The 20,857-nt window shown below is 70.1% G+C and carries 16 protein-coding genes; 7 read left to right on the plus strand and 9 right to left on the minus strand.

Annotated features, from left to right (window positions below):
* Positions 1–7: 7 nt before the first annotated feature.
* The 3 genes from ACFZDJ_RS07250 to ACFZDJ_RS07260 all read right to left on the minus strand — a co-directional run bounded on the left by ACFZDJ_RS07250 (position 8) and on the right by ACFZDJ_RS07260 (position 2,252).
* Positions 8–796 (minus strand): zf-HC2 domain-containing protein, encoded by a 789-nt coding sequence (locus ACFZDJ_RS07250; protein ID WP_390926802.1) that lies wholly within the window; start codon positions 794–796, stop codon positions 8–10.
* A gap of 38 nt (positions 797–834) precedes the next feature.
* Positions 835–1,371, minus strand: coding sequence for a sigma-70 family RNA polymerase sigma factor (locus ACFZDJ_RS07255; RefSeq protein WP_054229655.1), 537 nt, complete (start codon positions 1,369–1,371; stop codon positions 835–837).
* Positions 1,372–1,664: 293 nt separating this feature from the next.
* Positions 1,665–2,252 (minus strand): ABATE domain-containing protein, encoded by a 588-nt coding sequence (locus ACFZDJ_RS07260; RefSeq protein ID WP_390926801.1) that lies wholly within the window; start codon positions 2,250–2,252, stop codon positions 1,665–1,667.
* A 179-nt stretch (positions 2,253–2,431) separates the two neighbouring features.
* On the opposite strand from ACFZDJ_RS07260, the gene ACFZDJ_RS07265 reads away from it, so the two are divergent.
* Entirely contained in the window at positions 2,432–2,986 is a 555-nt protein-coding gene (locus ACFZDJ_RS07265) for an anthrone oxygenase family protein (protein ID WP_391056687.1), read from the plus strand.
* Here the strand turns inward: ACFZDJ_RS07265 and ACFZDJ_RS07270 are convergent.
* From ACFZDJ_RS07270 to ACFZDJ_RS07295, 6 genes are all read right to left on the minus strand, one after another.
* Entirely contained in the window at positions 2,935–4,095 is a 1,161-nt protein-coding gene (locus ACFZDJ_RS07270; RefSeq protein ID WP_390926797.1) for a uroporphyrinogen-III synthase, read from the minus strand. The genes ACFZDJ_RS07265 and ACFZDJ_RS07270 overlap by 52 nt on opposite strands.
* Before the next feature lie 100 nt (positions 4,096–4,195).
* Positions 4,196–5,575, minus strand: coding sequence for a nitrate/nitrite transporter (locus ACFZDJ_RS07275; RefSeq protein ID WP_384910890.1), 1,380 nt, complete (start codon positions 5,573–5,575; stop codon positions 4,196–4,198).
* A gap of 210 nt (positions 5,576–5,785) precedes the next feature.
* Positions 5,786–7,090 carry an acyltransferase family protein gene (locus ACFZDJ_RS07280; RefSeq protein ID WP_391056690.1) on the minus strand — a complete coding sequence of 435 codons (1,305 nt, stop codon included), beginning with the start codon at positions 7,088–7,090 and terminating at the stop codon, positions 5,786–5,788.
* Complete coding sequence (locus tag ACFZDJ_RS07285) at positions 7,087–9,297, minus strand: glycosyltransferase (protein ID WP_391056693.1); 2,211 nt, start codon at positions 9,295–9,297, stop codon at positions 7,087–7,089. The genes ACFZDJ_RS07280 and ACFZDJ_RS07285 overlap by 4 nt, the downstream gene beginning before the upstream one ends.
* Positions 9,297–10,124, minus strand: coding sequence for a hypothetical protein (locus ACFZDJ_RS07290; RefSeq protein WP_391056696.1), 828 nt, complete (start codon positions 10,122–10,124; stop codon positions 9,297–9,299). Before ACFZDJ_RS07290 ends, ACFZDJ_RS07285 begins: the two co-directional genes overlap by 1 nt.
* 1,686 nt (positions 10,125–11,810) lie before the next feature.
* The gene (locus ACFZDJ_RS07295; RefSeq protein ID WP_391056698.1) at positions 11,811–12,794 is read right to left on the minus strand and encodes a LysR family transcriptional regulator; all 984 of its coding nucleotides are present in this window, start codon (positions 12,792–12,794) and stop codon (positions 11,811–11,813) included.
* 83 nt (positions 12,795–12,877) lie between these two features.
* On the opposite strand from ACFZDJ_RS07295, the gene ACFZDJ_RS07300 reads away from it, so the two are divergent.
* The 6 genes from ACFZDJ_RS07300 (at position 12,878) to ACFZDJ_RS07325 (ending at position 20,846) form a co-directional block, all read left to right on the plus strand.
* Positions 12,878–14,182 carry an MFS transporter gene (locus ACFZDJ_RS07300; RefSeq protein WP_391056701.1) on the plus strand — a complete coding sequence of 435 codons (1,305 nt, stop codon included), beginning with the start codon at positions 12,878–12,880 and terminating at the stop codon, positions 14,180–14,182.
* Positions 14,183–14,418: 236 nt separating this feature from the next.
* Positions 14,419–15,711 (plus strand): extracellular solute-binding protein, encoded by a 1,293-nt coding sequence (locus ACFZDJ_RS07305; RefSeq protein WP_391056704.1) that lies wholly within the window; start codon positions 14,419–14,421, stop codon positions 15,709–15,711.
* Complete coding sequence (locus tag ACFZDJ_RS07310) at positions 15,708–16,685, plus strand: ABC transporter permease subunit (protein WP_391056706.1); 978 nt, start codon at positions 15,708–15,710, stop codon at positions 16,683–16,685. Before ACFZDJ_RS07305 ends, ACFZDJ_RS07310 begins: the two co-directional genes overlap by 4 nt.
* Positions 16,682–17,503, plus strand: a complete 822-nt coding sequence (locus tag ACFZDJ_RS07315) for a carbohydrate ABC transporter permease (protein ID WP_168492121.1) — start codon at positions 16,682–16,684, stop codon at positions 17,501–17,503. Before ACFZDJ_RS07310 ends, ACFZDJ_RS07315 begins: the two co-directional genes overlap by 4 nt.
* Before the next feature lie 11 nt (positions 17,504–17,514).
* Complete coding sequence (yicI, locus tag ACFZDJ_RS07320) at positions 17,515–19,833, plus strand: alpha-xylosidase (protein WP_391056709.1); 2,319 nt, start codon at positions 17,515–17,517, stop codon at positions 19,831–19,833.
* Positions 19,833–20,846 (plus strand): LacI family DNA-binding transcriptional regulator, encoded by a 1,014-nt coding sequence (locus ACFZDJ_RS07325; RefSeq protein WP_168508955.1) that lies wholly within the window; start codon positions 19,833–19,835, stop codon positions 20,844–20,846. The genes yicI and ACFZDJ_RS07325 overlap by 1 nt, the downstream gene beginning before the upstream one ends.
* The last annotated feature ends 11 nt before the right edge of the window (positions 20,847–20,857 follow it).

Consider the following 20,857-nt stretch of genomic DNA (forward strand, 5'->3'; position numbering starts at 1 on the left):
AGATCGCTCACACGTTCACCTCGACGAGCCGCTTCCCGTCGAAGGTCATGACCTCGAAGTGGTCGATCTCGTTCGGGCTGAAGGCCGCGCCGCCGTGGACGTAGAGGGGCTTCTTCGCCTCTTCCGTCTTGGCGTTCGTGATGCCGTAGCCCCAGTTCGGGACGGCCCAGGAGGTCACCGTCTCGCGCTCGCCGTTCTTGCCGACCGCGATCAGGGAGCACTTCAGCGGGCCCTTGACGTTCTTGAGCTGGAGGACGGCGTGGGTGCCCCAGTCCTTCTTCTCGATCGCGACGACCGCGTTGACCTTGGTGCTCGGGTCCGTGGCCGACTTCTTGTCCGTCATGACGTCGAAGGCGGCCTTGGCCGGGCTGGTGGCCATCGCCTTGTCGGGCGACGCGGTGGTGGTGGTGCCGCCGCCGTTGACGGCCATCACCGTCAGCGGGCCGCCGATGATCAGCGCGGCCGCGGCCGCCACCAGGTAGAGGCCGCGCCGGCGCTTGACCGCGCGTCGCTCGGACACCTCGTCGACCAGCCGCTCCGCGAGCCGTGGGCTCGGGCGTGCGGCCAGCGACTCACCGATGGCAGGGGTGCCCTGCGAGGCGGGCAGATCCGCGAGCGCGGCGAGCATCGGTTCCATCCCGGCGAGCTCGTCGAGCTGTTGGCCGCACCATTCGCAGGTGGCGAGGTGGGCCTCGAAGGCTGTCGCTTCGGCGTCGTCGAGGATGCCGAGGGCGTAGGCGCCGACGGTTTCGTGAATGTTGTCACCGGGGTTCTGTTGTCCCCGTGGTCCCTGCATGGCTCCTGGACCGCCCGTTCCGTAACCCCCGTATGTGTTCATGCCGTCACCCCCCGCTCCTCCAGCGCCAGCTTCATCGACCGCAGGGCGTAGAACACCCGGGAGCGCACGGTGCCGCTGGGTATGCCGAGCGTCTCGGCCGCCTCATTGACCGTACGCCCTTTGAAGTACGTTTCGACCAGAACTTCCCTGTGAGCAGGGGTCAGGTCGTCCAGCGCGTCCGACAGTGTCATCAGCCACAACGCCTTGTCGATCTCGTCCTCCGCGGGGATGACCTCCAGCGGTGACGGGTCCACCTCCTGCGGCCGGGCCTGCCGGCTGCGGTGGCCGTCGATGACGATGCGCCGGGCGACCGTCACCAGCCAGGGTCGTACCGAACCGGTCGCCCGATTGAGCTGACCGGCGTTCTTCCAGGCACGGATGAGTGTTTCCTGCACAACGTCCTCGGCACGCTGCCGATCCCCCGCGACCAGCCGCAGCACATACGCGAGCAACGGACCCGCGTGTTCCCGGTACAGCGCACGCATCAGCTCCTCGTCGGGTTCGTTCGACGAAGCCGACGCAGACGGATTCATGCGATGTCGGGCCCTTGACCTTCGTTCATCAGCCACGGCGGAATCCTTGCGCACGCCTACCTCCGGTGTCCGGGGGATCCCCCAGTCGGTCGCTCGTCCCGGAGTACGTGTCTGGGCGTGCGCATGTTCAAAGAGGTGGGACATATTTCTTGGAAGAGTTGTGAAGGAACTTTGTTGATCACTACAAGCGATCAACACATCACATAGGGGTGAAGCGAAGGCTCCGGATCGAGTCGCCGGGACCGCAACGCTGTGACGCGTTTCATACACGGTTCACGCAAGTCACGCACGGTTCACGCGCGGGCGAGGGCCGCCCGGCGCCGGTGCCGGGCCACCCGCTCCCGGTTTCCGCACACCTCGCTGGAACACCACCGCCGGCGCCGCCCCCGGGAGGTGTCGAGGTAGACGATCGGGCAGTTGTCCCCCTCGCACTGTCTCAGGCTCGCGCGCGCCACCGGGTCGGTGAGCAGTTCGAGGGCGTCGCGGGCGATGACGGCGAGCAGCCCGGGGCAGCCGGGCGGGGTGTGCAGCCGACGCCGCAGCGAGCCGTCGTCCGCGCGTACGGCCCAGGGGGCGGGCGGGGCGGTGAGCGCGATGGCGTTGACGCGGGCGAGCGCGGTGTCGGCGGGCCGCGCGTCCAGCTCACCGCGGACCAACTGGGCGACATGAGCGCGTAGTTCGTGAAAGCCCACGAGCCAGGAGATGTCGGCCGCCGCGAGCGGGGTGCCCGCGGGGACGAGCCCGGAGCGGGTGATCCAGGCGCGCAGCCGGTCCACCGCGTCGAGCCGTTCCTCGGGGTGGGTGGTCGCCAGGAGGTCCAGGCAGATCCGCCCGGAGTCGAACCTCAGCTCGTACGAGGCCGTGGCCATGCCCGATGCCATGTGCCTGTCACCACCTTGGGGTTACCGCCGTGAGGGGTCGGTAGGGGTCGTACCCCCTACAGTGCATGGCTGCACCCGCGACCGGAAGACCTGTGCCGGTCAGGGGGGTGGACGCCCGCTTATGGGACCGCGCGCCTCGGCCATGTCCGCAGCCGCACCACGCCGGTTGACTCGATGACATGACAGAGAACAGCACGGGGCGGCGTATCACCGCCGGAGGTGTCCTGGGTGCGGCCACGGTCGCGATGGGCCTGATCGCCGGGGTCTTCTACATTTTCGCCTGCGACATCATGCCGTCACTGGCCCGCAGTGACGACCGCGTCTTCATCGAGGTCATGCAGAACATCAACGACGTGATCCAGAACCCGGTGTTCTTCCTGAGCTTCATGGGCGCACTGGTGCTCACGGCGGTCTGCGCCTGGCAGTCGCGGAAGTCCCCCCACCGGTGGTGGGTGTTCGCCGCCCTCGCCGCGTACGCGCTGGCCTTCCTGTTCACGCTCGCCGTGAACATCCCGCTCAACAACCGCCTGGCAAACGCCGGGAACCCCGCGACGATCGCCGACCCGGCCGCCGTACGCCAGAGGTTCGAGGACACCTGGGTCGCCTGGAACGTCGTACGGGCCCTGCTGTCGACGCTCGCCCTGGCCTGCCTCGCCCGCGCCCTGCTCCTGTACCGACGGACTTACCCGTCGGCGTACTTGGAGTCGGCGGCCGGGTCGAGCGCGAGTCGGTAGCCGCGCTTGACGACGGTCTGGATGAGCTTGGGCGCGCCGAGTGCCGTACGCAGCCGGGCCATGGCCGTCTCGACGGCGTGCTCGTCCCGCCCCGCGCCCGGCAGCGCCCGCAGCAGCTCGGCCCGGGCGACCACCCAGCCGGGGCGGCGGGACAGGGCCCGCAGCAGCGACATCCCGGCAGGCGGTACGGGCCGCAGCGCCCCGTCGACCATCACGGCGTGGCCGCGGATCTCGACCCGGTGGCCGGCGATGGGCAACGTACGGGCCCGGCTGGGGAGTTCCTGGCAGAGCAGCTGGACGAGGGGGCCGAGCCGGAAGCGCTCGGGCTGGACGGTGTCGATGCCGTGCGCCTGCAGAGGGAGCGCGGTGACGGGGCCGACGCAGGCGGGCAGGACGTCGTGGTGGAGGGCGGCGAGGAGTTCGGACAGCAGGCCGCGGTCCTCGGCCCTGGACAGCAGGGAGGCGGCGGCGGGCGCGCTGGTGAAGGTGAGCGCGTCCAGGCCCCGGGTGACGGTGGCGTCGAGGAGCCGGTCGACGGGACCGATGTCCTCCGGCGGCATCCACCGGTAGACGGGGACCCCCACGACCTCGGCTCCGGCGACCCGCAGCGACTCCACGAACCCGGGCAGCGGCTCGCCGTGCAGCTGTACGGCGATACGGCGGCCCTCGACGCCCTCCTCCAGGAGCCGGTCGAGCACCTCGGCCATGGACTCGGAGGAGGGCGACCATTCCTCGGTCAGTCCCTGGGCCCGTATGGCGCCCTTGACCTTGGGGCCGCGCGCGAGCAGTTCGACCCCGCGCAGCCGACCGAGCAGGGCCTCGCCGAGCCCCCACCCGTCGGCGGCCTCGACCCAGCCGCGGAAGCCGATCGCGGTGGTGGCGACCACGATGTCGGGCGCCTGGTCGATCAGCTCCTTGGTGGCGGCGAGGAGTTCGCTGTCGTCGGCGAGCGGCACGATGCGCAGGGCGGGCGCGTGCTGGACGGCGGCGCCGCGTCGCTGGAGCAAAGCCCCGAGTTCGTCGGCCCGACGCGCGGCCGTCACGCCCACGGTGAACCCCGCGAGGGGGCCGCAGTCCTGCCGGGCCGGTCGCTGCTGTTCGTCGTCCATGGCTCTCGTCTCGCGCTGGGGGCTTCGTGCGGATACGGCCGACCGAGCCTGTCAACGCCCCGTGACAGGCTCGGTACCCCTTGATGTCACCCGTGTTACGTCAGACCTCGACGTAGCTGAGCTGCGGCTTCGCCTCTGCGGCCGTGGCCGTACGGGTCTGGGTGGCGGGGCCGCGAAGGTATACGGCCCAGGTCACCAGGAAGCACACCGCGTAGAAGGCGAGGAAGGCCACGAAGGCGCCGGTGCCGGAGCCGTAGGAGAGGAAGGACTGCCGGAAGGCGAGGTTGATCCCGACGCCGCCGAGCGCGCCCACCGCGCCGATGAGGCCCATGGAGGCCCCGGACAGCCGCCGCCCGTAGGAGGCCGCCTCCTCCCCTTCAAGGCCCTTGGCGACGGCCTTGGCCTGGAAGATGCCCGGGATCATCTTGTACGTCGAGCCGTTGCCGAGCCCCGTGAGCACGAACAGCGCGATGAACGCGATCGTGAACAGGGGAAGCGACTTCTGGGTGGAGGCGACGACGATGACACCGGTCGCGCCGGCCATGGCGACGAAGTTCCACAGCGTGATGCGCGCGCCGCCGTAGCGGTCGGCGAGCCAGCCGCCCACGGGCCGGATCAGCGAGCCGAGCAGCGGGCCGATGAAGGTGACGTAGGCCGCCTGCAGCGGAGTGCGGCCGAACTGGTTCTGGAGCACCTGCCCGAAGGCGAAGCTGTAGCCGATGAACGACCCGAAGGTGCCGATGTAGAGGAAGGACATGATCCAGGTGTGGGCGTCCTTCGCGGCGTCCCTGGCGGCGCCGGTGTCGTTCTTCACGGACGCGATGTTGTCCATGTAGACGGCGGCGAGCACGGCGGCCACGACGATCAGCGGAATGTAGATCCCCAGCAGGACCCTCGGCCCCCCGCTCGCGCCGATGATCGCGAGCGCCACGAGCTGGATGACGGGCACGCCGATGTTTCCGCCGCCCGCGTTCAGGCCGAGCGCCCAGCCCTTCTTCTTCAACGGGAAGAAGGCGTTGATGTTGGTCATGCTGGAGGCGAAGTTGCCGCCGCCGATGCCGGCGAGCAGCCCGACCAGCAGGAAGGTGTTGAAGGAGGTCCCCGGCTTCATCACCGCGAACGCGGCGACGCTCGGGACGAGCAGCAGGCTCGCCGAGACGATGGTCCAGTTCCGGCCGCCGAAGATCGCCACCGCGAAGGTGTACGGCACCCGCACCACGGCTCCGACCAGCGTCACCATCGAGGTGAGCATGAACTTGTCGGCCGGGGTGAGCCCGTACTCGGGGCCCATGAAGAGCACCATCACCGACCACATGGTCCAGATCGAGAACCCGATGTGCTCGGAGAGCACGGAGAAGAGCAGATTCCGCCGGGCGACCTTCTCACCCGTCTCTTTCCAGAAGGTCTCGTTCTCCGGATCCCACTCCTGGATCCAGCGGCCTCCCCTGCTCGGTGCGGGGGCTGTACTAGGGGCTGTCATGACGCCTCCACGGTTCTCCGGTGCGATGCCCAGGTGTCGTACAACGACTGACTGAGTCCCGAAGGTAGGGAGGACGCGTTTCGAGGCTGTGGCTGTGAGTGACCGGAAAGGAACGTTGCTCTCACGAGGGGGAGGGGGCGACGGTGAGGACTTCCGGATGTGAACGTCCGGGTGAGGACGTCCGGGGTGCCGTCGCCCCCCTGCCTGCGTCTAGACCCGGTGACTCCCCCGCGAGCCGCCCTGCTTCCTCTTCGCGCCGTTGGGCCACAGCCTCGGGCTGCGCTTGGCGGCGATGTCCTCGATCCAGCCGAAGGCCAGGATCGTCAGGCCGATGAGGGGCCAGACCAGGAGGAACATCCACACCATGTACGAGGAGTCGAGCGCGGCCACCGCGCTGTCGCTCTGCATGAACGGGAGGTTGTAGGCCTGGTCGATGATCGGGACCGTGGCCATGATCAGCATGTTGTGCCAGAGGTAGATCGTGACGGCCCGGTTGTTGGACAGGGTGATCAGCTTGTCCCAGCGGGCCAGCCGGCCGGGGAGTTCCTGCCAGGACGGGGAGTACTGGAGCAGGATGACGACGAAGCCGAAGGACCAGGCCGCCTGGGCGAGCGGGATGTCGTTCAGGTCCCAGCCGTCGGGGCCCAGGTGTCCCGAGGCCCACCACAGGCCGAAGGCCATGAGCAGGGCCGAGCAGGAGATCGCCAGATAGCGGGGGACGCGTTGCAGGACGCCCTCGTGGTGGGCGAAGCCCAGGACCCAGCAGCCGCCGTAGACCGTGAAGTCGGAGATCGCGTTGCCCGTCTCGCCGGGGATGGTGACCAGGCCGGTGCCGAGGACCGCCGTCAGGGCGAGGGGGGCCAGCAGCGTCGCCCAGGGCACCCTGCGGAAGGCCCACAGCAGCAGGGGCGAGGCGATCACGAACCACAGATAGGCGCGCAGGTACCAGAGCGGGCCCGCCGCCTGGACCGCCCAGGTGTCCTCCAGCAGGCCGGACTTGGAGCCGACGTGCCAGGGGAAGGGCGGGGCGCCGATCGGAATGACGTAGTCGATCAGCTTGACGAGGCCCCAGGTGCCGCCGTTGTCGGGGTCCTTCACCACGTTCCAGCCACCCGCGAACATCAGCGCGAGGGCCACCGCGCTGAACGCCCACAGGGGTGGCAGGAGGCGGCGGACGCGGCCGCGGATCACACCGAGGGCCGGGCGGCTGAGCGAGCGGGCCATCAGCGAGCCCGCCAGCGCGAACATCACGCCCATGGAGGGGAACACGACCGTCAGCCATGCCCAGCCGAAGAGGTGGTAGACGACCACACGGACCAGGGCGATCGAGCGCAGCAGGTCCAGGTAGCGGTCACGGCCGGGCTTCTTGGGCGCGGAAGCGGACCGCGGGGCCGAATCCGGGGCTGGTCCCGGGGCCGATCCCAGGGTGGGTGTCGGCGATGGTGCCGGTTCGGGGTGGACCCGGGCCGATCCCAGCGGCGGCGTCGCACCCGCCGTGTACTCGTGCGTGGTCATGCGACCGGCCTCCGATCGTTCCCGCTCTGTGCCGCCCGCTGCCGCGGGATCGATCCCGGTGCCTCCACGACGCCCGTGCGCCGCAGCTTCTGCCAGCGCAGCCGGCCTCCGGTGAGCGCGGTGATCCAGGACTGGAGAAGGACCATGTACATCAACTGCCGGTAGAGGATCTGCTGGAGCGGGAGCGAGATGAGATACCTCATGCGCTCACGGTCCAGCCGGAAGGCGTACGCCGCGCAGGCCGCCTGGACGGCGAGGACACCCAGCCACGCGAGGACCGTCTTCTGCGTCGGGCCGAAGACGAGCCCGTACAGCAGGAAGACGTCGATCAGCGGGGCCAGCAGCGGGGCCAGGACCATGAACAGCGAGACCAGCGGCAGACCCACCCGGCCGAAGCGGCCCGACGGGCCCCGTTCGACGAGCGCTCTGCGGTGCTTCCAGATCGCCTGCATCGTGCCGTACGACCAGCGGTAGCGCTGGGACCAGAGCTGCTGGACGGACTCCGGCGCCTCCGTCCACGCGCGTGCCTTCTCCGCGTAGACGACCCGCCAGCCGTCGCGGTGCAGGGCCATCGTGATGTCGGTGTCCTCGGCGAGCGTGTCGTCGCTCATGCCGCCGACCCTCTCCAGCGCGGAGCGGCGGAAGGCGCCGACCGCGCCGGGGATGGTCGGCATGCAGCCGAGGATGTCGTACATCCGGCGGTCGAGGTTGAAGCCCATCACGTACTCGATGTGCTGCCAGGCCCCGATGAGGGAGTCGCGGTTGCCGACCTTCGCATTGCCCGCGACCGCGCCGACGCTCGGGTCGGCGAACGGCTGGACGAGTTCACGGACGGTGGCCGGTTCGAAGACCGTGTCGCCGTCCATCATCACGACGATGTCGTGACGGGCGTTGGCCAGGCCCCGGTTGAGGGCCGCGGGCTTGCCCGCGTTGTGCTGGCGCACTACGCGGACGTTCGGCAGCAGCAGGTCCTCGACGATCCGCGCCGTGCCGTCGCTCGAACCGTCGTCGACGACGAGCACTTCGATGGGGTGTTCACTCGCCATCAGGGAACGGACCGTGTTCTCGATGCACTTGGCCTCGTTGTACGCCGGCACGAGCACCGACACCGGTTCGGTGACCGGCGCCGGACCCCAGCGGAAGTCCTCGCGTCGCACCCGGCGGGCGTGCAGGGCGGAGAGCAGGAGCATCATGCCGAAGCGGGTGAAGACGAGCACGCCGATGATCGCGATGCCGACGACCAGGACGCCGGTGACGTTGTCGGAGGCGCGCACCAGGTAGACCCAGGCCTTGCCCTTCCACAGTTCGAGGCCGGTGACCTGGGTGTGCGCACTGGGCGCGTCGAGGGCCTCGGTGAGGTTCTGGAACCGGTACCCGCGCTCCTGAAGCTCCGGCACGAACCTGTCCAGCGCCTGCACGGTCTGGTGGCGGTCGCCGCCGGAGTCGTGCATCAGGACGATCGCGCCCTTGCCGCCCTTGGGCGTGGCGTTGCGGATGATCTGGTCGACGCCCGGCTTCTGCCAGTCCTCGCTGTCGGTGTTGTTGACGACGGTGATGTAACCGCGCGTGCCTATGTACTCCGTCACCGGCCAGGACTTGTTGTCCATGGCGTCCGCGAAGGACGAGTACGGGGGCCGGAAGAGCGAGGTGCGGATGCCCGCCGCGCCGGCCAGCGCCAGCTGGTTCTGGGAGAGCTCCCAGTCGATGCGCTTCGTGGACTGGAAGGAGAGGTCGGGGTGGTTGAAGGTGTGCAGGCCGACCTCGTGGCCCTCCTCGACCATGCGCTTCACCAGCTCCGGATAGCGCGAGGTCATGGTGCCGGTGACGAAGAAGACGGCGTGGGCGTGGTGCTTCTTCAGAACATCGAGGACCTTGGGCGTCCAGGTGGGGTCCGGACCGTCGTCGAAGGTGAGGACGAGCCGGTGGTCAGGGATGTTCAGGCTGTTCGTGCGGCCACCGCGGGTGTCGATGACCGGGCCGCCGTCGAGGATCTTGTCCGGCACCTTGTCGGTGGCGGCCTCGGGCTGGATGCGGTGGTCGGCGAGGATCTCGCTGTGCACATAGCCGCGCAGCATCAGCATCGCCAGCATGGCGACGAGGAGCAGCGAGGGCAGCAGCCAGCGCATGGGCAGCCGTCGGCGCCGGACATCGGGTGCCGGACGCCGCGCGCGGGGAGCGGGCCCGTGCGCGTTGGTACGGGATGCCATCAGAGGATGTTCTCCAGGTTCTGCGGGGTCGCCGGGCTCACCGGGTTCTCCGGGGACGAGGAGCGGGTGATGCCGGGCTCGGACGCGATGGGGCCCGGTTCTACGGGGCTGTCGGCGACCGTGTCGGTGCCGCCGGCGCCGACCGTGCTCTCCGAGGGGCTCGGCGAGGCGGCGCCGTCCTCCGAGGGGCTGGGGTCGGGCGAGTCGGACACCGGGAGGGACGGCAGGGTGACGGGGTCCCTGGTGGTGCTGGTGCTCGGTTTCGGCCTGGTGGTGACGGACGTCGAGGGCTTCGGGTCCGCGGACGTGCCCGGACCGGTGGCGCTCGCGGAGGCGCCCGGTGTCGGGCTGACGCTCGGTGCCGGGGCCGTACCGTCGCTCACCGAGGCGCTCGCGCCGGGTGCGGCGCCGCTCGAACCGGACGGCGATACCGAGTCGGTGGGCAGCGGCGAGGTCTCGACCTTCCCGGCCGGCGTGTCGTCCTGCTGGCCGGGCACCGGCAGCCAGGGCGCGTTGGAGTTCCCGGACAGCAGCGTGGCGACGATGACGACGGCGTACACCGCGCAGGCGACGGCGACGAGGATGCCGAGCCGGCGGAACCTGCGGCTGCGGCGGCCGGACTCGTCGACGAACACCGGGCCGTCCGAGCCGTCCTGGGCACCGGGAGCGTCCTTGGCCTGCTGAACCAGCCAGCCCTCCGTCTTGCGCCGTCCGACTCCGTCGAGTTGAACCGTCACCTCGTGCGGATCGTGGGTGTGTCCCGGCTCACCGGACTGCTCCCAGGGCGAGGCCGCGGGCCTGCCGGGCGTGTCGGCCCCACGGCCCACGGCCGACCGACCGAGCGTGTCCGGCCTGCGGTCCGCTACCGGCCGACTGAGCGTGTCCGGCCTCCGGTCCACGACCGGCCAGCCTCCCCTCTCGGGTCGGCCGGGCGTGTCGGGTCGGCCGGGCGTGTCGGGTCGGCCGGGCGTGTCGGGTCGGCTGGACGTGTCGGGTCGGCTGGACGTGTCGGGTCGGCTGGGCATCTCGGGTCGGCCGAGGGTGTCGGATCGGCCGAGGCTGTCGGGTCTGCCGAGGGTGTCAGGTCTGCCGAGGCCGTCAGGTCGCCTGCGCGCGTCCGGCCAGCCACCCGTGACCGGCCGATCGTCCTTGCCGACGCGGCGATCGGCTCCGGCGCGGTCGCGCGGTCCGGTGGGCTGGTCGGGCACTCCGGCGAGTTGATCCGGTGCGATGCGGTCACGCGGTCCAGCGGATTGGCTGGTCGCCTCGGCACGCCGATCCGCCCCGGCCCGGTCGTGCGGCCCGGCAGACTGATCAAGCACCCCGGCGCGCTGATCCGTTCTGGCACGGTCGCGCGGTCCGGCGGGCCGGTCGGGCACCCCGGCGCTGGACTTGGGCCCGGCGGGCTGGTTGGGCACCCCGGCAAGACCGTCCGATCCGACCGCCCCACCGGCAACCCCAGCAGCCCTGGCAGTCCCAGCAGTCCCGGCAACCCCAGCAGCCCTCGCAGTCCCAACAGTCCCGGCAACCCCAGCAGACCTCGCAGTCCCAGCAGTCCCAGCAGTCCCGGCAGCCCCAGCAACCCCGGCAGCCCCGGCAGCCCCGGCACGACGGTCCGACCCGGCACGGGCAGCCGCCGCGGCCCGGCCGGCCAACCCGGCCTCCAGGGCAGCCTTTTCTCCTCGATCCACTCCCGTACGGTCACGCGGCCCGGCGGGCTGATCGGGCACCCCGGCAACGTCGTCCGGTCCGGCCGCCCGGTCGACAACCCCGGCACGACGGCCCGCCCCGGCCCACAGATCCGCCGCTTCTCCATGGTTCGCCTCTTCGTGACGCTCCGCGCCGAGGCGGTCCGCGCCCGCGTCGTCGTCCGCGCTCACCCGACGGTCCACACCGAACCGTCGTTCAACACCCGACCGACGACCGATATCGGACGAACGACCCGCACCGGACAGAACTTCAGAACCGGATGGACGAACCGAACCGGACAGATCCTCGGAACCGGACGAACGGCCCGCACCCGGCGACCGGCCCGCGCCGAGCACACCCTCCGCGCCCGATCCACGTTCCGTCCCCGTTCTCGCATCGGCGCCCGATCGGCCTTCCACGCCAGCTCCGGGCTCTCTTTCGACACCGCGTTCGACATCGGTGTCAGATTCCGCTTCCGCGGCGAGCCCCACGGTGGCGCCGCCCGCGATCTGCGGCCACGTCGACGTCGCACGGGCGGGCTCGGGCCACACCACCGACTCTCCGGACCCCGCCGGCGCGGCCGACTCCCCGGCTCCACACCCCTCCGCCTGATCGACATCTCGGTGATCAGGTTGGGCGTCTTTCCGCCACTTCTCCACGTGCACGCACATCCCCCCAGGGACAGGTTTCGGGTGCGCGCACGACTCCGGGTATTACGTATATGTCGTCCGGAACGAGCCCCCACCCGTCCCGAGCGCCCCCCTTTACCACACTGCACCCGGACCATGAATGTAGCGCATGCAGAAGACCCGTGTGCTTATGTGTCAATCCTGCCCCGCCATCACCAGCTCATCGCTGGCCGGAATCCAACCGTCCGCTGGGCGCCGCAGCCACCCCTCCTCTGCAGCCAGCTCGCCGGCGGCTCGTCGAAGGGCATCGATCCCGGGGTGCACCAGCCCCTTCCGCCACACCAATGACACGGGTGACAACGGCACGGGTCCAACAAGCGGTTTCCGCACGGTTTCAGACATGGCCGGAAAATCCACCACAGCGAGGACAGGGTTCCGCTTCTTGGCCATGACCCGCCGGAACTCATCGGCTCCGACGGCCACCGGCGCGGGTGGCGCCAGCGCGATACCGCGTCCCTCGAAAAGGTGAAGCGCCAAGTCGGTCCACTCCCGCGTCCGCGGATTCCCCGCCCCGGCGTACACGGTCTCGCCCGCGAGCGCGTCCAACGGCACCGCGTCCAGGGCGGCGAGGTGATGGTCCTCGGGCAGGATCACGGCCATCGGCTCGTACCGTACGGGCTGCTGTTCGAGCCGGGTCCGGACCGCCGGATCGAGGCCCGCGAACCGTCCGAACGACGCGTCCAGGCGCCCCGCGAGGATCTCCCCCGCCGCGCCGGTGAGCCCGCTCTCGAAGCGGGCCATCAGCTCGCAGTCGGGCGCGAGCGCACGGGCCCGGTCCAGGACGCGGTCAAAGACGAGGCCCGGGGAGTTGACGTCGACGAGCAGCGGCCGCTCCGGTCCGTCCCCCGCGAACGCGGACAGAAGCGCGTCCTGCGCCTCCAGCACCCGCCGCGCGTACGGCACCAGCCGCTCGCCGTCGGCGGTCAGCGTCACCTGCCGGGTCGTCCGCACGAACAGCTCCGCCCCGAGTTCGCGCTCCAGTCGCCGGATGTCACGACTGAGGGCCTGTTGGGCGACGTACAGCCGGGCGGCGGCCCGCGTGAAGTGCAGTTCCTCGGCGACGACGAGGAATCCGCGCAGGAGTCGGGGATCGAGGTGGTGATGGAGAGGGGCGGGCATCGCGCGAACTTACAACGCGGGTGCGTCAATGGCCACGGAGTAAGTGTTGGACCGTCCACCCCACACCCGGCGACGGTTGACCCATGCCGCAACAGCCCTCCGAGCACGTGTTCCTGCCCCTGCTCACCGCCACCGGCGACAGCCTGGTGATCGCCGACTTCCGCCCGCGCCGTCGGACGGCCCCGCGCCGCCGGACAACCCCGTACCACCGCCTCTTCACCATCCCCGGCACCCGCGCCTTCACCGTCGGGAACCTGCTCGCCCGGCTCCCCATGGGTATGTTCAGCGTCAGCGCGGTGATCATGATCGCGGGCTCGCGCGGCTCGTACGCCCTCGCCGGCGCCGTGACGGCGACCGGCCTCGCGGCGACCGCGCTGGTCGCCCCCTGGACCGCACGGCTCGTCGACCGCCACGGCCAGGCCCGGATCGCGGTGCCGGCCACGGCCTTCGCCCTGCTGGGAAGCATCGCGCTGCTGCTGTGCGTGCGCTTCGGGGCGCCGGACTGGACCCTGTTCGCCGCGTACGCCGCCACGGCCACCACCCCCAACACGGGCGGCATGTCACGCGCCCGCTGGGCCCACCTCCTCCGCGACGACCCGGCCGCCGCGCACACCGCAAACTCCTTCGAACAAGCTGCGGACGAGCTCTGTTTCATGCTGGGCCCGGTGTGCGCGGCCTTCCTGTGCGGGACGTTCTTCCCGGAGGCGGGCACGCTGGTGGCCGGCGTGCTGATGATGACCGGCGTGCTGATCTTCACCGCCCAGCGTTCGACGGAACCGCCGCCCCAGCCCCGTACCCCCTCCAAGTCGCCCCTCCTGGCCGCCGGAATGCCGCCCCTGCTTCTCTGTTTCCTCGCCACCGGTGCCGTGTTCGGTTCGATGGAGGTCGTCACGATCGCCTTCGCGGACGCGCAGGGGCACCGGTCGGCGGCGGGCGCGGTGCTCGCCCTCCAGGCGGCCGGGTCGTGCGTGGCGGGGCTGCTGTACGGGGCGCGGAAGCCGACCGGTCCGGCCGAGCGGCGCCATCCGCTGTGCCTCGCCGCCATGACGGCCCTCTTGACCCTCCCTCTGCTCGCGGCCTCCCTGACCGGCTCGCTCCCGGCCCTGGCGGGCGCGCTGCTGCTCGCCGGAGCCGCGACCGCGCCGACCATGGTCACCGGCATGGCCCTCGTCCAGCAGCGCACTCCCGAGGGCCGGCTGAACGAGGGCATGACCCTCGCGGTGACGGGCCTGCTCGGCGGGATCGCCTGCGGTTCGGCGACCGGCGGCTGGGTGGTCGAACACATCTCGGCGACGGCGGGGTACGGGGTGCCGGTCGCGGCGGCGGGGAGCGCGCTGGGGATCTCCCTCGCGATCCCACCGGCCCTCTCCCGGCTCAGGGCCCGGTGACGGACGCGTACCCGCTCACGCCCACCCGCGCGTCAAGGACACGGGACGCCTACCGCTCGTCCGACCCGCCGAACCGCCGCCAATCCCTCGGCCCCAATTCCCGCGCACCCCATTGACGCGCCCGGGACCCCCACATACCTTCCCCCGTCGAAGCGCTTCGACGTCACGCATCGAAACGATTCGACGAACGCTGCGTGACGGTCCCGAAACCCATCCAACTCCCCCGGAGGCAATGGATGTTGACGACACGAAGGCGTGCGGTGGCGACGGCGGCGGCCCTGGCGGGCTCCCTGCTGCTGGCGTCCTGTGGCAGTTCGGACAGCGGTTCCTCGGACGGCAAGACGCTGAAGCTGTGGCACTACGAAGCGCCGGACAGCGCGATGGGCGTGGCCTGGAACGAGGCCGTCATGGAGTTCGAGGCGAAGCATCCCGGCGTCAAGGTGAAGTTCGAGGAGAAGGGCTTCGAGCAGATCCAGAAGACGGCCCCGATGGTCCTCAACTCGAACGACGCGCCCGACATCATGGAGTACAACAAGGGCAACGCGACGGCCGGACTGCTCTCCAAGCAGGGGCTTCTCACCGATCTGACCGCCGAGGCGGCCAAGCGCGGCTGGGACAAGAAGCTCAGCGCGGGTGTGCGCACCACCAGCCAGTACGACACCAACGGGGTCATGGGCTCCGGCAAGTGGTACGGCGTGCCCAACTACGCCGAGTACACGATGGTCTTCTACAACAAGGACCTCTTCAAGAAGTACGGCATCGCGGAGCCCACCACCCTCGACGAACTCACCGCCGCCATGGACACGTTCGTGTCGAAGGGCATCACCCCGCTGGCGAATGCGGGCGCCGAGTACATCGCCCAGCAGTACCTGTACCAGCTCGCCCTCTCCAAGGCCGACCGCTCGTGGGTCGACAAGTACGAGCTCTACAAGGGCAGGACGGACTTCCACGACGCCGCCTGGACGTACGCCGCCACGACCTTCGCCGACTGGGTGAAGAAGGGCTACATCAGCAAGACGTCCACCTCGCTCAAGGCCGAGGACGCGGGCGTCTCCTTCATCCAGGGCAAGAGCCCGATCCTGTTCAGCGGCAGCTGGTGGTACGGGCGGTTCCAGACGGAGAACAAGTTCGCCTGGGGCACCTTCCTCTGGCCGGGCAGCAACCTCACCCTCGGCTCCGGCGGCAACCTCTGGGTCGTCCCCAAGGGCGCCAAGAACAAGGACCTCGCCTACGACTTCATCGACATCACCATGTCGCGGAAGATCCAGAACCTGCTGGGCAACAAGGGCGGGGTCCCGGTGGGCGCCGACACCGCCGCCATCACCGACCCGAAGGCGAAGACCCTGATCGCCGACTTCAACACGCTCTCCGGCAAGGACGGTCTGGCCTTCTACCCGGACTGGCCGGTCGCCGGCTTCTACGACGTCCTCGTCTCCGAGACCCAGAAGCTGATCACGGGGAGCGAGAAACCGGACGCCTATCTGAGCGCGCTCCAGACGGCGTACGACAAGGGCGCGCCGAAGACATGACGGTCACCGTCGAACGGGGCAGCCGGGTGGTGCGGGGGCGCCAACGGCACCACGGCCGTACGACGCGCCCGCGCCGCCCCCACACCTCCTACGCCCTCTTCCTTCTCCCCGGCGTCCTCGCCTTCCTCGCGGTGATCGTCGTCCCGTTCCTGATGAACACCGGCGTGAGCTTCACCGACTGGCAGGGCGTCGGCTCGCCGAAGTGGTCGGGGCTCGCCAACTACCGCGAGCTGACGCACGACTCCGAGTTCTGGGCGTCGTTCCGGCACAGCCTGTTCATGGTCGTCGCCATGGCCGCCGTACCGACGGTCCTCGGGCTCGTGCTGGCCGCCGCCCTCTTCGACTTCGTCGGCAAGCACTTCGGTACGAAGATCGCCGCCGTCCTGCGCGCCTGTTTCTACCTCCCCCAGGTCCTGCCCATCGCCGTCGCCGGCATCGTCTGGAGCTGGATCCTCGCCCCCGACAACGGCTCCCTGAACGCACTCCTGAAGGCGGTGGGCCTCGGCTCGCTCCAGCGGGACTGGCTCGGCGATCCCGACTTCGCCCTCTACAGCGTCATGGGCGTGATGGTGTGGGTGCAGATCGGCTTCCCGCTGGTCGTCTTCATGGCGGGGCTGCAACGCGTCGACCCGCAGCTGTACGAGGCGGCGGAGCTGGACGGCGCGGGCTGGTGGCGCCGCTTCTGGCACATCACGCTGCCGCAGATCCGCCCGGAGATCTACGTCGTCCTCCTCTGGTGCACGATCGCCGCGCTCAAGGTGTTCGGCGCGGTGTACGTCCTCACCAAGGGCGGTCCCGGCGGCGCGACCGACGTGCCGTCCTACTTCTCCTTCACCACCTTCTTCGAGAAGACCCAGGTCGGCTACGGCGCCGCGATCTCCACCGTGCTGACCGTGATCATCCTCGTACTCGCCCTGATCGGTCTGAAGCTCCAGACCCGCGCCGAGGACGCCGAGGAAGGACTCCGCGCATGACCGCCGTACGCCGCTATCCCGTCCTCGTGGCCCTGATCATCGCGGCCCTGTTCATGGTGCTGCCGTTCGGCATCGTCGCGATCAACGCGGTCAAGTCCCCGGCCGAGTACTCCTCGAACGGGCCCCTCAGCCTTCCCCACGGCCTCTACCTCGACGGCCTCAAGGACTTCTGGCAGCGCGTCGACTACGGCCAGAAGCTGGTCAACTCGATCCTGATCTCCGGCTCGGTGGCGATCGGCGCCGCCGTGCTGTCCGTCCTGAACGCGTACGCGATCGGCATCGGCCGCATCAAGGGCCGCACCTGGGTCCTCGCCTTCTTCGTGCTGGCGAACATGCTGCCGCAGGAGGCGCTGGTCTACCCGATCTACTACCTGAGCAAGCAGGCGGGCCTCTACGACACCCGGCTCAGCGTGATCATCGTGTTCACCGTCGTCCAGGCGGCCTTCGGCACGTATCTCCTGTCCTCCGTCCTCGGGCGGTTCCCGCGCGAGATCATCGAGGCCGCCCGGATCGACGGGGCGAACAAGTGGCAGGTGCTGTGGCGGATCGTGGTGCCGGTCAGCCGCCCCACCATCGGCGTCCTCCTGGTCTTCTTCTTCATCTGGACCTGGAACGAGTTCCTGCTGCCGCTGGTCATGCTGATCTCCAACGACAACCAGACGGTGTCGGTGGCGCTCGGCGTCCTCCAGGGCCAGCGTCTGATGGACGCGACCATGACCAACGCGGCGGCCCTCCTGGGCGTGCTCCCCGCGATCGTCTTCTTCCTCGTCTTCCAGCGGACTCTGACCCGCGGCATCGCCGTGGGCGCGGTCAAGTAAGGGGTGTGGGCGTGAAGTTCACCGACGGCTACTGGCTGCTGCGCGAAGGCGTCACCGCGGCCCACCCGGTCGAGGTCCTCGACGTCAGCGCAGCACAGGGAACCCTCGACATCCACGCGCCGACCCAGCCCATCCGCCACCGCGGCGACCTGCTGAAGGGACCGGTCGTGACGATCAGCGCGCACGCGCCGATGCCGGACGTCATCGGCGTCACGTTCACACACTTCCAGGGCGAGGAACCGCGCGGCCCCCGCTTCGAGCTGCACAGGGGCGTCCCGGGGTCCGGGGGATGTCCCCCGGAAGAGCACGGCACCCCCACCGTGGAGCACGACGACGAGCACGCGACCCTCACCGCGGGCGCCCTGTCCGTCCGGGTCGCCCGTACCACCCCCTGGCACGTCGACTTCCTCGCCCACGGCCGCGTCCTCACCACCAGCGGCCCCAAGGGCATGGGCATCATGCGGGACGCGACCGGCGCCCACTATCTGCGCGAGCAGTTGAACCTCGGGGTCGGCACCCAGGTCTACGGCCTCGGCGAGCGCTTCGGCCCGCTCGTCAAGAACGGCCAGGTCGTGGACATGTGGAACGCCGACGGCGGCACCGCCACCGAGCAGGCCTACAAGAACGTGCCGTTCTATCTGACGGACGCGGGCTACGGAGTCTTCGTCGACCATCCGGGCCGGGTCTCCTTCGAGGTCGCCTCGGAAGCGGTCTCACGGGTCCAGTTCAGCGCCGAGACACAGCAGTTGACGTACTACGTGATCTACGGGCCGACCCCGAAGGACATCCTGCGCACGTACACGCAGCTCACCGGCCGCCCGGCCCTCCCGCCCGCCTGGTCCTTCGGCCTGTGGCTGTCGACGTCCTTCACCACCTCCTACGACGAGGCCACCGTCACCTCCTTCATCGACGGCATGCGGGAGCGCGAACTCCCCCTCTCCGTCTTCCACTTCGACTGCTTCTGGATGCGCGAGTTCAACTGGTGCGACTTCCAGTGGGACCCGCGCGTGTTCCCCGACCCGGAAGGCATGCTGACCCGGCTGAAGGACAAGGGCCTGCACATCTGCGTCTGGATCAACCCGTACATCGCGCAGCGCTCCCCGCTCTTCGCGGAGGGCAAGGCCCTGGGTCATCTGCTCAGGAAGCCCGACGGCAGTGTGTGGCAGTGGGACCTGTGGCAGCCGGGCATGGCACTGGTCGACTTCACCAGCCCGGCCGCCCGCGACTGGTACGCCTCGAAACTGGAGGCGCTGCTCGCCCAGGGCGTCGACTGCTTCAAGACCGACTTCGGCGAGCGGGTCCCCGTCGACGTGGCGTACGCCGACGGCGCCGACCCGGAACGCATGCACAACTACTACACCTACCTCTACAACCGCACCGTCTTCGAGGTGCTGCGCAAGCACCGGGGCGAGGCGGAGGCCGTCGTCTTCGCGCGCTCGGCGACGGCCGGCAGCCAGCAGTTCCCGGTGCACTGGGGCGGCGACTGCGAGGCGACGTACGAGTCGATGGCCGAGTCGCTGCGGGGTGGGCTGAGCCTTGGGATGTCGGGGTTCGGGTTCTGGAGCCACGACATCGGCGGCTTCGAGGGAACGCCGACACCCGCCCTCTTCAAACGGTGGATCGCCTTCGGCCTCCTCTCCTCCCACAGCCGGCTGCACGGCTCGTCCTCGTACCGGGTGCCGTGGCTGTTCGACGAGGAGGCCGTGGACGTGCTGCGGCTGTTCACCCGGCTGAAGCTCCGCCTCATGCCCTATCTGTACGAGGCCGCGCGCGCCGCCCACGCGGAGGGCGTACCGATGATGCGGGCGATGGTCCTCGAATTCCCCGACGATCCGGGGTGCGCTCATCTGGAACGGCAGTACATGCTCGGCCCCGACCTGCTGGTCGCGCCCGTCTTCAGTGACGAGGGAGACGTCTCCTACTACGTTCCGGACGGCACCTGGACCCACTTCCTCACGGGGCGGACGGTGACCGGTCCGCGCTGGGTGCGCGAGCGGCACGGCTTCCTGAGCGTGCCGCTGCTGGTGCGGCCGGGCGCGGTGATCCCGGTGGGCGCGGTGGACGACCGGCCCGACTACGTCTACGCCGACGGGGTCACCCTGCGCGCGTACGGCCTGGAGCGGGGCGCCCAGGTCACGGTGCCGGTGGGCGGGGTGACCTTCACCGTCGTCCGTGAGGGCAACACCCTGCGCGCCTCGTCGAGTGATCCGGCGGCGCCCTGGGGGCTGACGGCGGGCGGACGCGAGGTACGGGCGAAGGCGGGGACGGGATTCCTGTCCCTGGACCTGGAACCCGAACTGGAGCTGGAGCTGGAGCTGGAGTCCGAGTGATGGTGAAGATCACCGATGTGGCGCGGCACGCCGGGGTCTCCCCCAGTACCGTCTCCTACGCCCTCAGCGGCAAGCGCCCCATCTCCGAGGAGACCCGGCAGCGCATCGAGGCCAGCATCCGCGAGCTCGGCTACCGCCCCCACGCGGGGGCTCGGGCGCTGGCCAGCAGCCGGTCCAACGTCCTGGCGCTGGTGGTGCCGCTGCGGGCGGGCATCCACGTGCCGGTGGTGATGCAGTTCGCGGTGTCGGTGGTGACGGCGGCGCGGCAACACGACCACGACGTCCTGCTGCTGACGCAGGAGGAGGGCGAGGAGGGGCTGCGGCGGGTCGCGGACACCGCGCTCGTGGACGCCCTGATCGTGATGGACGTCCAGCTCCACGACCCCAGGCTGCCGCTGCTGCGCGCCCTGGACCGCCCCTCCGTCCTCATCGGGTTCCCTGCCGGGCCCGCCGGGCTGACCTGCATCGACCTGGACTTCAAGGCGGCGGGCGAGCTGTGCGTCGAGCGGCTGGCGGGGCTCGGGCACCGGGTCGTGGCGCTGGTCGGGTCGCCGCCGGAGGTGTACGTACGGGGGACGGCGTTCGCCCAGCGCGTGGTGGAGGGCTTCACCGCCGCAGCCGACCGGAACGGACTCGCGTCCTGCGTCCATCCCTGCGAGGCCTCGCCCGCCGCCGCCCGCCGGATCGCCGAACAGCTCCTGCGCGAGCAGCCGGCGCTCACCGGCGTCGTCGTGCACAACGAACCGGTCCTGGAACCGCTGATCGACGCCTTCGAGCAGCTCGGTCTGCGCGTTCCCGTGGACCTCTCCGTCACCGCGATCTGCCCGGACGAGCTCGCCGAGAACGTCCGTGTCCCCGTCACCTCCGTCGCCATCCCGTCCACCGAGGTGGGCGCGCGGGCGGTGGAACTGCTGATGAAGAAGCTGGGCGGCACCGACGTACCCGAGGCCACGCTCCTCGCACCCCGGCTGACGGAACGCGCGAGTACCGCACCGCGCACGCTGACCTCTTGAGGAGCCGTGAC

It is taken from the genome of Streptomyces sp. NPDC007896, from assembly GCF_042959425.1.
Lineage (GTDB): Bacteria > Actinomycetota > Actinomycetes > Streptomycetales > Streptomycetaceae > Streptomyces.

Coding starts and splice junctions, on each gene's coding strand:
- ACFZDJ_RS07250 (WP_390926802.1), bottom strand. CDS start 796: ATGCAGGGACCACGGGGACAACAGAACCCCGGTGACAACATTCACGAA.
- ACFZDJ_RS07255 (WP_054229655.1), bottom strand. CDS start 1,371: ATGAATCCGTCTGCGTCGGCTTCGTCGAACGAACCCGACGAGGAGCTG.
- ACFZDJ_RS07260 (WP_390926801.1), bottom strand. CDS start 2,252: ATGGCATCGGGCATGGCCACGGCCTCGTACGAGCTGAGGTTCGACTCC.
- ACFZDJ_RS07265 (WP_391056687.1), top strand. CDS start 2,432: ATGACAGAGAACAGCACGGGGCGGCGTATCACCGCCGGAGGTGTCCTG.
- ACFZDJ_RS07270 (WP_390926797.1), bottom strand. CDS start 4,095: ATGGACGACGAACAGCAGCGACCGGCCCGGCAGGACTGCGGCCCCCTC.
- ACFZDJ_RS07275 (WP_384910890.1), bottom strand. CDS start 5,575: ATGACAGCCCCTAGTACAGCCCCCGCACCGAGCAGGGGAGGCCGCTGG.
- ACFZDJ_RS07280 (WP_391056690.1), bottom strand. CDS start 7,090: ATGACCACGCACGAGTACACGGCGGGTGCGACGCCGCCGCTGGGATCG.
- ACFZDJ_RS07285 (WP_391056693.1), bottom strand. CDS start 9,297: ATGGCATCCCGTACCAACGCGCACGGGCCCGCTCCCCGCGCGCGGCGT.
- ACFZDJ_RS07295 (WP_391056698.1), bottom strand. CDS start 12,794: ATGCCCGCCCCTCTCCATCACCACCTCGATCCCCGACTCCTGCGCGGA.
- ACFZDJ_RS07300 (WP_391056701.1), top strand. CDS start 12,878: ATGCCGCAACAGCCCTCCGAGCACGTGTTCCTGCCCCTGCTCACCGCC.
- ACFZDJ_RS07305 (WP_391056704.1), top strand. CDS start 14,419: ATGTTGACGACACGAAGGCGTGCGGTGGCGACGGCGGCGGCCCTGGCG.
- ACFZDJ_RS07310 (WP_391056706.1), top strand. CDS start 15,708: ATGACGGTCACCGTCGAACGGGGCAGCCGGGTGGTGCGGGGGCGCCAA.
- ACFZDJ_RS07315 (WP_168492121.1), top strand. CDS start 16,682: ATGACCGCCGTACGCCGCTATCCCGTCCTCGTGGCCCTGATCATCGCG.
- ACFZDJ_RS07325 (WP_168508955.1), top strand. CDS start 19,833: ATGGTGAAGATCACCGATGTGGCGCGGCACGCCGGGGTCTCCCCCAGT.